Here is a 15,761-nt window from a genome sequence, read left to right as displayed (position 1 = left end):
CTGTCTCATTCCTTTTCTTTTCTTTATAATTCTTTGAAATCAAGTAAAGGAATCAGCAATTCTGACTCTTCCTTTTCTGGAGTTTCTCCATTGTCGATCCAGCATTGTTCCTTATTGAATATAATCGGAGAAAGCGGGTGTCTTTTTGTCTCTCCATATCCTAATGTGAGATGGCTGTCGCTTAATATCATATGTGCGTTCGTGCCCCCGAATCCAAAAGAGCTGATTCCGGCTCGCAAAACCCCTTTTCTGGGACACCATTCTTTTAAAGACGTGTTCGGAAAGAATGGCGACTGATCAAATTTAAAACGCGGATTTGGCGTTTTACAATGTAATGTCGGCGGGAGCATCTGATTTTTTATGGATAAGGCAACCTTTATAATACTCGCTATCCCCGCTGCACTCATTAAATGTCCGAAATTCGTTTTTACGCTGCCCACTCCGCAAAATTGCGTTTCTTCCGTAACCTCCCGGAACACTTCTGTCAGCGCTTTTAATTCAATCGGATCTCCTATCATCGTACCGGTGCCATGCGTCTCGACATAACTGAGAGTATCTGCATCAATCCCGCCTTTTTTCAGGGCTTTTTTTATCACTGCGCTTTGCGCTTTCGGATTAGGTGTTGTCATTCCCATTGTCTGTCCGTCATTATTAACCGCGGATGAGTCAATTACCGCGTAAATTCTGTCACCTTCGGCAAGGGCGTCATCAAGTCTTTTCAAAAGGACTGCGCCGCATCCCTCTCCCGGTACAAATCCATCTGCCTTCTCATCAAATGTATGACACTTTCCTTCAGGTGAAAGCGCCCGAGCCTCACTCAACATGACGTAAGGCTTTTGATCCAGCAAAATGTCAACCCCGCCCGCAATCGCCATATCTGACTCTTTTGACATCAGGCTTTGACAAGCGAGATGGACGCTGACCAATGAAGAAGAACAAGCCGTGTCTACAACCAGATTCGGTCCTTTCAGATTAAAAAAGTGTGAGATATGCGCACCTATGAAATTTTGTCCTATACCCACGATCGTATTTTTTGAAGGGGAACCTATTTTGGACATAAACGTCCCGGTCCGCGAACCGATGAAGACGCCGACTTCTTTGTTTGATACTTCTTCTTTTGTATAGCCGCCGTCTCTCAATGTCTGGACGCTGACCTCAAGGCATTTTTTGATTAACGGATCAAGCTCTGATGCCTCACTTTTGTTCATATTAAAAAACGCGGGATCGAAAGACTCAATATCTTGAAGAAATCCGCCCCACTTACTGATACTTTTTCCCTTTTCATAGGTGTCAGAGTAGTATGAAGAAATATCCCATCGCGACGCCGGGACTTCGCGGACACTATTTTGTCCTTTCTTCAAATTTCTCCAGAACGTTTCTGTGTCCGGAGCATCCGGAAACTCACAGCCCATTCCGATAATAGCGATTTGGTTCAGACTGGTTTGTTGTATTTGAGATCCGCTGTCCCGTACTTCGGAAGCATTTTGATTTATATCTTGCTCTTTTTTCCGAATCTCAATGTTTTCTGAATCAATTTGAGGACTGATCCCCTCACTTGCAAATAATTCGTTTAAATAGACGCCCAGTTGTGAAAAACTCGGATACTCCAGAAAAGCTGATGGTTCAATTTTTATTTGAAATGCATCTTCCGCTTTTTTGACAAGCTGAACCAGTAAGATTGAATCAACTCCGTAATCCGCAAAAGACGTATCCTGATCTAAATTCTCGTAAGGTATTTTCAGCTCCGCGGAAAAAATCTCCATTAACTTCCTGATCATAGCTTCATTGTCTCCCTGACCAGAGATCTCTTTTTCTTCAGCATCCGGGTTATTTTTAGCAGCTTGAATTCTTGTCTGAAGCAGCTGCTCCAGCTTGAATTTCTCCGGATGTGTCTTTGCCGGTATAAGGCAGGGGTATCCGTTTATCGTCATCATTTCATCCAGCATGGCAATACCTGTTTCTGTTGAGTGTGAAAGTAAACCAAGTGCCTGATATGTTGGACTTGTCACCTCGCCCATCCCAATGTCCCTCCAGCTCGGCCAGTTAATTGATTGATAATATGTTCTGCCGGCTGCATGCTGATACGCCGCAAAGTAATCCATAAAAGCGTTCGCTGCGGCATAGTCACTTGTTCCGGCGCCTAATAAAGGAAAGGCGCTCGCAACAGATGAAAACAAAATGAAGAAATCAAGTTTGTCATCAATAAAAATGTCATGGAGTACCTGCATCCCCTGCACCTTTGGCTCAAATACTTCTCTTATTTCTTGATCAGATTTATGAATAAAAGCCGGATTCGAATGATTGGCTGCACCAGCGCAATGAATGACCCCGCCGATTTTGCCGAACTTCAGTCTCACCTCTGAAAAGAAGCGTTGTAATTTTTCTTTTTCCGTGAGCGGCCCGGAATACACTTCCACCTGAACTCCCTTTTGATCCAACTCATGCAGCAGTTGTAGTTTCGAATAAAGAGGTGACTTTTCATCGGTGTCTTTTAACATGCCGGCTATTTTATCAGATTCCGGAAGGTCGGTTACTCCCATCAACACAAGTTTTTTGACTCCCTTTCCGGCATAATGTCTGGCAAGTTCTGCCCCGATCCCTCTTGTTCCCCCTGTAATAACCAGGGTTTGATCCGTACGGCATACCGGCAGGCCGGATAGTTTCCGGTTTATTTCCGCTGCATGTAATTTCTCGACGTATGGAATATAACGTTCACCGTTCCGGTAGCAGATTTCACTATACAGCCCGTCAGCACAAGCTTCATCTGTGATTACCCGTCTCAATTCCGCCGCAGTCCCGACATGCCCGTCTACATCTATTGTTTTTGATTTTATCTTTTGATACTCCGCACTCAGCATTTTATATAGTCCGGCTGTTTCGGCTCCGGCTAACGACGGCTTGTCATTCAGAAATGTCTGCAGCCCACTGGTCACATGTAAAACGAAAAGCTGTTTACGTGTCTTTATGATTTCCTGCAGCAGTGTCAGCTTCCCGATTGTGCCGGTGCGTGCCCCGTTTTGATCACTCCGCAAATCTGACAGGTCAATTATGCCGATGATTTCCGGATTTTCTTCTATGACTGCTAGAGCCGTTTTTTTGGCTTCCCCATCCGAAGGATCCCAGTTATCTGCGCAAATGACAGCGGATTCAATCAGAGGATCTGAATCAAACAATTTGAATGCAAGCCGCTCACTTTCACTATTAGCCAGGATCATCACCTGTCCTTTCATAAAAGCGGAAGGCGCAGCCTTTTGTTTTTTCCATGATTTTTTTAATACATCAAATGATAAGTCAATCGGTGCATGGGGCAGACTTTGCGGTACACCTGTTTTTTTCTCTTTCTGTGCTGCTTTTGCGGCAGGCACCCAATATCTGTTCCGTTCAAAAGGATATACAGGAAGAGAGATAAGCTTCGGTAATTCCGCAGTGTACATCTCTTCCCATTCAACGTCTCCTCCGTTCACCCAGTGAATGGCCATTTCTCTTGCACTTTTAAAGTGAGCGGCTGACAGGGCATTCTTTTGACCAGCGCCTCGGCGGGCCTTTCCCCTATATAAACCGTTTACCTTCTGATCTGACCGCAAGTACATCGTCAGCTTATTGCGAAGATCGTCAATGCTGCTAACCTCAACAGCGAGCCGCTCTTCCATAGCGTTTCTCCCGGTCTGCGAAGTGTACGCAGCATCAGCTAGTGACGTTTTTGGCTCCAGTTCTTTTATATATGCATCAATCAAGAGTCTGAGCCGTTCTTCATTTTTAGCAGAAAGCAGAATAATTTGCGTCTTGTTGCTCTGTACCGTTTCCATCTTTTCTTCATTCTTATACTCTTCGATGATAATGTGGGCATTAGATCCTCCAGCGCCGAAAGAACTGATGCCTGACCTTCTGGCTTGATTTTGCGGCGTCTCCCAATCGGTCAGTTCAGACTGCACGTAAAACGGTGTTTCCTCAAAATCAATATTAGGATTTAAGTTACCGGAATGAAGGGAAGGAGCAAGCTGTTTATATTTCATTTGCATCAGCACTTTTGTGATAGAAGCAATTCCCGCCGCAGCCTCTAGGTGTCCGATATTTGACTTAACCGAACCAATTGCACAACGATAATCGCTTTTCGAGCTGTGCAAAGCTTTGATTAAACCTGAAATTTCAATCGGGTCTCCCAAAGATGTTCCGGTGCCATGCGCTTCAATATAACTTATGCTGTCTGCATCAATCCCCGCCTTATCAAGAGTTTCACTGATGACGTTTGCCTGCTCGCCCGGATTTGGCACAGTGTATCCGTTTGTTTTTCCGCCGTGATTTACAGATGTTCCCTTAATCACACCGTAAATCCTGTCCCCGTCAGCCTTTGCGGCAGAAAGCGGTTTCAAAAGAACGGCCCCGACTCCTTCTCCCGGCACATATCCGTCTCCTCCCGCTCCAAAGCTTCTGCAGCGCCCATCGCTTGAAACAAAATGATTTTGTGAAAGCAAAGTATATTTATCCGGGTGTAAGGATAAATTCACTCCTCCGGCTATGGCGAGGGTGGATTCTCCCCTTTTTAAACTTTCACATGCAAAATGAACAGCAGAAAGTGAAGAAGAACACATTGTATCAATTGCAAGGCTGGGTCCGTGCAGGTCAAAGAAATATGATACCCGGTTTGCGATAGACGAATAAGAAGACAGGAGCGCCTGACGTTCCTCATCATCTGAAGCACCGGCTGCAAATAACTGATAGTGGCTGTAGGTGACACCGACAAATACACCTGTCTTATGCCGTTTCAACTTTTTCTTTGTGTAACCCGCATCTTCAAACGTGTGCCACGCTGTCTCTAAAAATAACCGTTCCTGAGGATCAATTAACTCGGCATCACGGGGCGAAATTGAGAAGAACAGCGGATCGAATTTATCAGCGTCTTTTATAAACCCTCCCCATTTGCTGTCATGACGGGCATTGTCACCTGTGTGATAATATTTCCGAAAATCCCAGCGCTCTTTCGGTATTTCCGTTATACAATCTTTTCCGGAAGAAATATTTTCCCAAAACTGTTCCACATCCTTCGCCATCGGGTAGCGGCCGGCTATACCGATAATTGCAATATCTTCCTCGGAAGGTGCGGATGGTATGCGGGAAACGGAAAGCTTCTCTCGTTTCCCCGGCGCCGAATGATCAATTCGCTGTTCGGCTGCCGGTAAAAACACCTTCTTCAACTCATGATGATAGTGTTCAAGAAAATACTCTGACAGCTCTTCAACACTGCTGTATTCAAAGAAAAGAGTCTTAGACACTCTTCCAAAATATTTTTCCAGACGGGAGTTAAGACCTAAAATCGTTAGAGAATCAATTCCGTAACGGTCAAACGTATCCTCGGGTAAAATACTGTCCGCCGGTCTTCCCGTTTCCGCACCGACGATCTCTGTCAAAAGACGGATCGTTTGCTTTTTCAGATCTTTTTCATTTAATTGCAGCAGATTACTGTTTTTTCCAGGCACAGTCTCTATTTCTTTATGATCCGTTAAGAGTAATTCATTTATTCTATCTTTGTCTCCGCTGATAACAGCCAGCTGAGAAGCAGAGCGGCTCATACTGTCCTGAAAAGCGGCAAGCCCGGCTTGAGCGGATAAAAGTTCCAGCCCTGCATGTCTTAAAGCCTGCAGCTCTCCCGGCCCGACTGTCATATTCCCCGCATCCCATAACGGCCAATTAATAGAAAGTGTTTTCCCGGGACGACCTTTAATGCTTCGATACTGGGTGAATCCGTCCATACATCCGTTAGCGAAGGCGTAGTCGCTTTGACCCGCATTAGGCAGAACGGCCGAAAGGGACGAAAACATAACGAAGAAATCAAGAGGCTCTTCTTCAGCTGCTTTATCCAGCCAAACGGTTCCGAATACTTTAGGCGCTATAACTTCTTCTATGCTTTCTTTCGTTTTTTTTATGATAAATGCATCTTTAACAAGTCCGGCGCTGTGCAAAATTCCGTTTAATTCTCCGAATGTCTGCTTAATGTGCTTCATTAACGCGGCCGTCTCTTTTTCCTTTGAAATATCTGCCGGGACATATAAGGCTTCAGCGCCAAGATTTTCAAGAGCGCTCAATTTTTGCGCCGTTTCACGGGAGGCCGGGGAACGCCCGGTTAATATCAGCTTGACTTCTGCCTGTTTCGCCAGATATTCCGCAAACAGGTACCCGAGACCGCCGGCTCCTCCCGTAATTAAATACACACCGTTCTTTTTTACACTGAAACTATGTTTCTCCCCATCTTCTTTTTTTACTCTTTGAAGCTGCCTTTTATAATAATGCCTCGGCTCATAACAGGTAACGTGGTTCGTCTTACATTGATTGTTCCATTCAAAAGAGATGACATCTGCAACATGCTGCTTTGTAAACGGCTCGTCAAACATTGATTTCAGCTCTGCAGCCTTACATGTGAAATTCGGATTTTCGGTCTGTACGGTCTTAAGAAAACTTTCAACCGCGTTATAAATCGGCTGAACCTCGCCCTCGGTATTTTCATACAGGTACAAAATTTCTGCTTTCGGACAAAGTTTGTTCGCCATGAAGGCCTGAAACATGTGAAACAAGGAATACAGACTTTTATTGAGCTGCTTTCTCATTGCATCTTCTGTATTTTTGAAGAGCCCGGCAGCCAAAAAATGAATAATATGACGGGGTCTTATATTTTGAGAACGCAGAACCCCGCATAACGCATCATAATCCTCATCTTTTGCAAAGTTCATTGTAAAACGACCGTTCCGGCAATCTTCGAAACGCTCGCCGGAAGTCACGTAAATGAAAGGTGCCTCATAGCCTTCAAGCTGCCTCTTCATTACGGTATACATGCTGTCGTCTTCGCAAAAAAATAAAATTGGCTCTTTCGTATGCGGGAATTTTTCACTGCCTTTAAATTCATGTCTATCCCATACCATTTCATATAGATGGGTTTTCCCCAAGCTCTTAATTAATTCCAGCCCTTCTTCAGGCGTCAGGCTGCATTCTTTCACCTTTTTCACGATTTGCTCAATTTGCATCGTTTTTTCGTTCATGGAAAAGCAACTCCTCTATCAGCTCTGACGTCTCTTTCGTATTCATCTCACCTGTTTGTGCTTTTTCAAGAAGTGACATGATTGTTCCATCTGCTGCATCTTTATTTGAGTTGTGAAGCTCAGTACCCGAGAAAGCCTCAGCCTTCTGCGCTTCATCTTTATTTAAATGAATCCAATGTCTGTTCTTGCTGAAAGGATAAAGAGGAAGAGACAGTTTAACCGGTTTGAGTTCCTCCTCATACAAGTCTTCCCAGCTGATTTCACAACCGATCGTCCACAACTGAGCCAGTTTGGCCGGCTTGTTTTGCTGAATCAGTGATTGAACATATGCATGACCTTCGGGGCCGCCGAATAAAGGAGCGTACAGACTATCAAAATCCGTTACATTTCCTGCATAAACACCTTGCAGCCTGCTCCCCTGGATGTAACCGTTTAATTTTTCAAGAAGATCTCCGGTATTCGAGCAAGTGATCGCAAGGCGGCATTCAAATGGTTCCCTTCCGGTTTGCAGCGTATATGCTATTTCTTCAAGACCGATTCCGGACTTTTCTCTAAAATTGCCGTTATACGGTTTATCAGCTGATCGATTCCGGACGCTGCTGATATAGCGGCACAGCTCGCTCAGGGTCATTAATTCCTGAAATATGTCTAGTGATATTTCTGTGCCGTACATTTGGTTTATATAAGAAATTAATTCGGAATAAGCCAACGGATCAAATCCGAATTCAGAAAGAGGTATCTTTGCATCTATATCTGCGGTATCTAAACGCAGGATACCCGCTGCCGCTTCCCGAACCGCCTCTTGCAAATCACGTTCCTGCACCTCTTGCTGACTGAATTGAACTGATAGTTCTTCATGTAAAAACGTTGTTAACTCTTTGGCTTTAACCATCAGCCTTTCCTTTGTTTTGGCCGATAGAACAATGATTTGTTCCCGCTCGGCAGTTACTGCTTTATCTTGTCCGTATTCAAATTCTTCCACGATGACATGAGCATTTGCCCCGCCGAATCCAAAGGAACTGACTCCGGCACGGCGCGGAATTTCATTTCCTTTTCGATCTATTAATCTGGCCCACTTCATTGTTTTATTGACAATATGAAACGGCGTTCCGCTTAATTGAATGTAAGGGTTCAGTTCCTTGACATGTAGTGTGGCAGGCAGTGTTTTATACTTCATGGATAGTAATACTTTAATCAGCCCCGGCATTCCAGAGGCGGGCTCTAAATGACCGATATTCGTTTTTACTGAACCGATGCCGCAATATTGATCATGATTCTTTCCTGAATGCGGCTCAAAAGATCCAAACGCTTTTTTCAAGCCTTCAATCTCAATCGGATCTCCCAGTTCTGTCCCGGTTCCGTGTGCTTCAATATAAGATATCGTATCAACAGGAATATCGGCATTTTTGTAAACAGACGTTAACAGTTCTGCCTGAGCTTCCGGGTTCGGCGCGGTCAATGAAGCAGATCTTCCTCCGTGATTTTCTCCGGTTCCTCTCAGGACTCCGTAAATATTGTCTCTGTCATTCATTGCCGCTTGCAATGGTTTCAATAACAGAACAGCTGCACCTTCACCGCGGACATAACCGTCGGCAAGTTTATCAAACGTCTTACACCGGCCGTCCCTAGACAAAATACCGAGTTTATCAGTATACATATGCGTGACTGGATCTAAGAGCAGCGAAACCCCGCCTGCTACCGCCAGCTCACTTTCACCATTTTGAATCGAGCGCACAGCTCTGTGGATTGCTACAAGACTGCTTGAGCAGGCTGTATCAATGGACTCACTCGGACCTCTGAAATTAAAATAGTGGGATACACGGTTGCTGATGAGCGCCTGACTGTTTCCGGTTCCCGCAAACGCATGCGCCCCGTCCGAATGCCTCATCAGCAGCTGGCGGTAATCATTAAATTGAATGCCCGTAAACACCCCGATATTTTTGCCAGACAGCTTTGAAGCTTTGTAACCCGCATCTTCTATCGCTTTCCAGGTTTCCTGCAAATAAATTCTGTGCTGAGGATCCATGAGTTCTGCTTCCCGCGGATTAATATTGAAAAATGCCTCATCGAATTTATCGGCATCTGTGATAAAGCCGCCCCATTTCGAATGTACTTCGCTGCTTCCTTTGCCTTCGGCGTATTTTTTCCAATCCCAGCGATCCGGGGGAATTTCCTGAATCAAATCTTTTTCATTGATTAAATTGATCCAAAACTCATCTGCATTTTTTGCTCCCGGAAAAACACAACTCATCCCGATAATAGCAACTGGCGGCTTCTCTGGATGATGGTCAGCCTGTCTTGTTGTCTTTTTTTCAAACGGAAAACTTCGCGGCGGCTTCACGTTTTTCCCGGTGGTTTTCCCAGCGTGCACTACTTTCCTTTTTTCAGAAATGTTTTTTTCTGCATCTGTATTCCCCTTTGCAACAGTACGCAGTTCACTGTTTAGAAATTCTGAAAGAGATTTTATATGGCTGTAAGTAAAGAAAACGGCAGGTGTCAGCTTAAGCTTGTATTTTTTATTCAGTCGGACAGCTAATGTTTTCAAACTGATAGAATCAAAGCCGAGATTGCCGAAATTCTCTGCCGTATCCAGCTGTTCAATGTTAATTTTCAATAATTCCGATACCATTTGCTTCAGTTCTTCCAGGACATTGTCTGCAGACACCGGTGCTGTATAAGAAATTTCCTCTTGACGAACCGGAAGCGTATTTACTTTTTGATGCGGCAGATCTTTTTTTGCTGGTGTTGTTCCGGCATCCCCGGTAACAACCGAAATTTGCGGACAGTCATTTGCCAAAATCGTCTCAAAAGCCGCTATCCCTTCTTCCGTTTCCAAATAATCAAACCCGGATGCAGAAAGATAAGCTTCTTCCGCTTCTTTGTTTAAATGCATTCCGCCTTTACGCCACAACGGCCAGTTAATCGAAATGCTCTTGCCTTGTCTCTCTTGCCGGCGGCTCTGTTCGGCTCTCCAATTTATATATTGATCTTGAAAATAATTGCCCAACGCATAATTAACCTGTCCAAAATCTCCGAAGACCGAAGAAATAGAAGAAAATACGATAAAGAAATCAAGCGGCTCATCTTTCGTTAATTCATCTAAGCATACCGTTCCTTCAATTTTAGCAGTCATGCCTTCTGAAAAATCAGTCAGATTCATCTCTGTAAATAACCGATCATCGGCATGACCAGCTGAATGAATAACACCTTGAATGGAGCCCCAAGTCCGTTTCGTTTCTTCTATGACCCGTCCCATCGTCTTTTGATCTGCGGCATCAGCTTGATAATATACAGCATCTCCTCCAAGTGCCTGCAGCCGGTCAATGTTATGGCGTTTATCAGCTGTTAACGGTGACCTTCCCGTCAATACTAATTTTGCTTGATACTGAGAGGCTAAATATTTTGCGAAAATCAGGCCCAGACCGCCTAAACCGCCCGTTATGAGGTAAACCCCTTTCTGTTTCAGCTGATGAGAGTGCTCTGTATGATTGAATACATACTCCTTTAATGTCTTAACATACCTCTTGTCATTTATATATTTAACTTCTTCCGCCTGCCGTTCCATGCCTGAAACCATTTCGTTAAGACAAAATTCAGCCATTTTTTCAATTGATATACGTTCTGAAAAACCGATTGACTTCACATTCTCTGCGGATGGCACCAACATATTTGCCGTTTTTAAACAGCCTGCAAGAGCGCCCGTATACGGATCATTCACGCCTTCTTTAAAAGAGTGAACAAGAAGCAGAGAATGAAGATAAAGAGAGGCATCACTGCGGGCGCTCAGAGCTTTTAATAAATAAAAAATTGATTCCAGGCCGCTGAGAAGGTGGTCACCCGCGTAAAATGTTTCTCCCGTGTGTAAGATGACATCAGGAGCAAACCCCTTTTTCTCTAATTCTTCGAATAAACGAATGTAATCTGACGTCACTTCCGGGTTTACACAGAATGTCAGCAGATTTTGATCGGTCTGCCGCTGATCCGGCGTGACGAGAATGACACGGCTGTCTGATTGATTTTTCAGAGCTCCAGCCAGTGCTTCATCTTTTGCAAAGACCAGAATTGTTTTTGGCTCCCTATCTTTGATTTCAATCAGAGGGTTTTTTTGATCCCACTTATGCTCATAAAAACGTGCATTTTTATTAGGCTTTTCGCCAAAAACCAGCCCGCTCAGTTCCATCAAAATCCCGCCGGCATTGTCTAATACATACACATCATAAGCCGAATCGGTTTCTCCAGTTTGTTCTGCATATACATAAACGGGTTCAGTCTCATGATCAAAAATCGTACATTCTTTAATATTTTCCGGGAGCTCTCCGGCATTTTCCCCCGCAAGGTATATGACGGCTTGATATACGCTCTCAATAACTTCCGGTTTGATTATGCACCCTTTCGGCCCGGCCTTTGCTTTTATCTTTAAAAGTACCTGTCCGTTCCTGCTGACACATTGCTCTGCCGCTTTCAGACTGTCACTGCAGCTGTATCCGAATTCGGCAAGCCGCTGATAAAACGCTTCGTACGGTATGCGTTCTGCGCGCTGAGACAGAAACGGCTCAAGATGAATATTTCCGTTCTCGTACGCCCCGCCTTCTAATTCGAGCCGCCCTGAGGAATAAATGGATGAGTCGCTCTGTTTTTCTATAGAATACGATGCACCCTGATTATCCGGGGTTAATACAATCCGGATCTGCTCATTGCTTCCGCTTTGTAACATCGGTTCTCTAAAGGAGAGCTCTGTTAATTTAATAATCGGATTCCCTGAAGCCATCGCTCCGGCAGCTCTCGCCATTTCAATCTGACTGAGAAACGGAAACATTTCCTTGTCTTGATACTTTGTTTTTATATATAAACCAGTATCGCTTACATTGATAAGAAACTTCTGTGCTTTAAAATCAGATATATTGCATGAAATGTAAGGATGCAGATCGTTATTAACGTTCATCCGGCGGCTTCCAATATTTTGCGCATCTATTCTGCACAGCTCTTTGGCAAATGGATATCCGGGTGCTGATACCCGTCTCAGAGTGGCATCTTTATAAAGTGACGGCCAATCTACTCCGTTACCGGCAACCCAGTATTCAGCAATCTTCAAAAGATCTCTGTTTGCGGCTGCTTCTTCAATTTCAGCTTTGTTCATCCTTTGAGCTTCTGTTGTGTCTTTGCCGCTTGTAAAAATATGATCCATCGCGTTTCCGAGAGTATAGCCTGTCAGTCTTTTAAGCAATTCCTCTCTTGTGGAGGCGATAACAGCCAATCTGTGCGGCATTTCTTCTCTCCCGGTTTGTAAAGTAAATGCTGTATTTCTAAGTGTTTCTAATGGATAATCTCTGGCTGCTATATGTTCTTTTGCGCGTTTTGCATATTCTTCCAGCCTGTCGGCATTTTTTGCAGAAAAAACAAATAAAAGCTGTTCAGGTTCTTCAGCCGCGAGAGGAGAGATAGCTTGATCCGCAAATTCTTCTAAAATAACATGGGCATTAGCTCCTCCTGCCCCGAAAGAACTGATTCCGGCACGCCTGGGAACGGATGACTCCCATTTTTCGGCACTGTCCGGTACATAAAAAGGTGTTTTTTGAAACGGTATATTTTCATTCAATTCAGCAGAATGAGTCAGTGACGGAACAATCGTTTTATGTTTCATTTGAAGAATAACTTTCGTAATGCCCGCTATGCCTGCAGCAGCCTCAAGATGTCCGATATTTGATTTAATCGACCCGATCGCGCATGTTTTCTTATCGCGTTCGGCACCTGAAAATGCTCTGGTCAGACCGGTGATTTCAATCGGATCTCCTAACGCGGTGCCTGTTCCGTGAGCTTCTATATAGCTGATGCTTTTTGGATCAATTAACCCTTTTTTTAAGGCTCTCGTAATGACCTCACTTTGAGCTTTGGGATTCGGTACGGTATATCCATTCGTCTTAGCACCGTGGTTGATGGCTGTTGCCTTTATAACTGAATAAATCTGATCACCGTCCGCAATAGCCTTTTTTACAGGTTTCAGCAGCACGGCACCTGTCCCTTCTCCCGGCACATAGCCGTCCCCTCCGGAACCGAAGCTTCTGCACCGGCCATCACTGGATAAAAATCCGCCTTGGGTCAGAAGTTCATATTTATGAGGATGAATGGATAAATTGACGCCTCCTGCAATTGCAATTTCACATTCATTCCTGATTAAACTTTCACAGGCAAAATGAACAGCCGTTAATGATGAGGAACACATCGTGTCCAAAGCAATACTTGGCCCGCTGAAATTAAAGAAGTAGGATACCCGGTTGGCGATTGATGCATACGAGGAAGAAACGGCCGCTTCGTGACCGACACTGTACAGCTGATATTGGCCGTACATAACCCCTGCAAAAACACCGACGTTTTTTCTTTCAAGCGTTTTCTTTGCGTACCCCGCATCTTCTATGGTGTGCCAAACCGTCTCTAAAAACAGTCTCTCCTGCGGATCAATTAATTCAGCTTCGGCAGGAGAAATATTAAAGAACAACGGATCAAAATGATACACATCGTCAATAAATCCCCCCCATTTGCTTTGGTTTTTTACTTCATCGCCTGCTGCGGGCTGATAGTGCAGCCCCGAATCCCACCGATCCTTAGGTATCTCAGTTATACAGTCTTTACCGTTCAATAAGTTTTCCCACAGAGTATCAAGATCATTTGCCATCGGGTAACGTCCGCTGATACCGATAATCGCGATATCATTATCATGATACTTCTCCTGCTGCACCTGATTTTTCATCTGGATTTTCTGTTTCCCGTTAACATCGGCTGTCTGTTTATTATCTTTTTTCTTCTGAGATGGGGTGCTGCTCCCGTTTTCTCCTAACCGGAGTTTATGAAGAAGAGTATCCCTGTGCTCCTCAACGAAATACTGTGACAATTCTGCCGCAGTCTGATATTCGAATAACAGCGTTTTTGAGAGCGCGCCGAAATGTTTTTCAAGCTCATTCGTAATATTGATAATCATAACGGAATCAAGTCCGTATTTTTCCAGTGCCTCTTCTGCATCTATTTTGTCCGCAGGCATCCTGAATTCTGCAGCAATCATTTTTATGATGAAATCAGATGTTTCAGCTGTCAGTTTCTCTGAATCAAATGATTCGATATTTCTCCCTGTTCCTTCATCTGCCTGAATGCTGTCTTTTCGTTCATATAATTGATGAACATGATTGTCAATTTGCTCATCTCCGTAAAACACAGTAAATTGCGAAAAACCGGAGGACAATGCGACTGCAAACGCTTCTTTACCTTCTTCTTTTTCTAAAGGATAAAAACCCGCCTTTTTCATTGTCTCTACCGTTCGCTCATCCACTTGCATGCCGACTTCTTTCCACAGCGGCCAGTTCAGAGAGAGAGAAATCGTATCAGAATCCTGGGCAGAACGCATATTCATGAAATGATCCATATAACTGTTTCCGAACGCGTAATCAGATTGCCCGACATTTCCCAACACTGCGGAAGTAGAGGAGAAGCAAATGAAAAAGTCAGGATTTTCTTTCTCAACAGCATCATTCAGCCACATCGTACCCAATACTTTCGGTCTGATTACCTGATCGAATTCCTCTCGTGACTTGTTAAGAAGGAAAGAGTCACGGATGATTCCCGCGCCCTGAATGACCCCGTTTACTTTTCCATAAGAAGTTTTGGCTTTTTTGACTACATATTCGGCTTCTTCCTTATTGGTAATATCAGCCTGAACATAAACAGCTGAAGAACCGGCATCCTCCAATCGTCTCAGCTGTCTTCTTATATGGTCTGAGAGCGGAGACCTCCCCGTTAAAACAAGGCAGCATTTTGTTTGAAAAGCCAAATATTCTGCAAAAGTAAATCCTAATCCGCCCGCGCCTCCTGCGATAATATATACTCCATTTTCTCTCAGCGGCACATCTCCGCTTCCGGAATTTTTTTCGGGTTCATACGTTTTGAGCTGTTTGACATAACGCTGCATGTCTTTATAACGGATCTCTACATCTGAAGGCTGGAAATTACTCAGCTCATTGCGTATGATATCAGCTGCGTGAACGGCTGCTATTGACTGCTCCATTTCAATGCTTTTTGCTGAGATTAACGGATTTTCCAGCTGCAATGTCCGCAAAAATCCGCTTGCCGCCGCGTAAAGAGGCTGTTCTCCAGAAAGATGCGAAAAATATCCATATAACAGCTTGATCGGTTTGCGGCAGTTATTTTTGAAGAGCGCCTGTTGTAGTAAAAACAAAGAATAGACTCCGCTGTCGCATTGTTCACGAATCGCTCTCTCTGTCTTTTCAAACGGCATGTCTGACCACAAATGCACCGCTTCCCGTATATCTGACTTCTCTTCTTCTATAAGCCATCCTAACAGGTTTATGTAATCTCTTTCAGAACGGGGATCGATTTCAAATACACCGTCCCCGATTTTTCGAAACTCTTTCCCCGGCTTAACCAAAATAACCCTTGTATCATGCAATGCAGCAAGTTCTTTACTCACATCTTCACTTTTATCAAATAATAAAAGGCTGCCCTCACGTCGGCCGCCTTTTACATGAATGCTGAGATCTGTCCGCTGCCAGACCATCTGATAATATATCGCCTGTCCGTTACCCCCTGCGGAATGAGAACCAAGCTGCTGTATCCGCTTTACTCCTTCTTCCAAAGAAATGATGCCGCTTTCTATGTCAGAAAGTACTTTTTTTCTAAAATGACGGGCTTCTTTCATAAAAATCTTCATCCCCTTTACAAATGGCACTG

Annotated in this window: 2 protein-coding genes; both read right to left on the bottom strand. The window is 44.2% G+C overall.

What is annotated here, in order from left to right; translation table 11 throughout:
* Positions 1–23: 23 nt before the first annotated feature.
* On the bottom strand, positions 24–7,028 hold the full coding sequence (locus ABDB98_RS07495; protein WP_438421836.1) for an SDR family NAD(P)-dependent oxidoreductase: 7,005 nt from the start codon (positions 7,026–7,028) through the stop codon (positions 24–26).
* A complete protein-coding gene (locus ABDB98_RS07490) occupies positions 7,003–15,729 on the bottom strand; it encodes an SDR family NAD(P)-dependent oxidoreductase (RefSeq protein ID WP_438421835.1) in 8,727 nt (2,908 codons plus the stop codon). Before ABDB98_RS07490 ends, ABDB98_RS07495 begins: the two co-directional genes overlap by 26 nt.
* Positions 15,730–15,761 lie beyond the last annotated feature (32 nt).

The organism is Bacillus siamensis, from assembly GCF_051628075.1.
GTDB classification, from domain to species: Bacteria; Bacillota; Bacilli; order Bacillales; family Bacillaceae; genus Bacillus; species Bacillus siamensis.
Note: the sequence above shows the minus strand (reverse complement) of the source record. Positions and strands in the feature narration are given on the sequence as shown.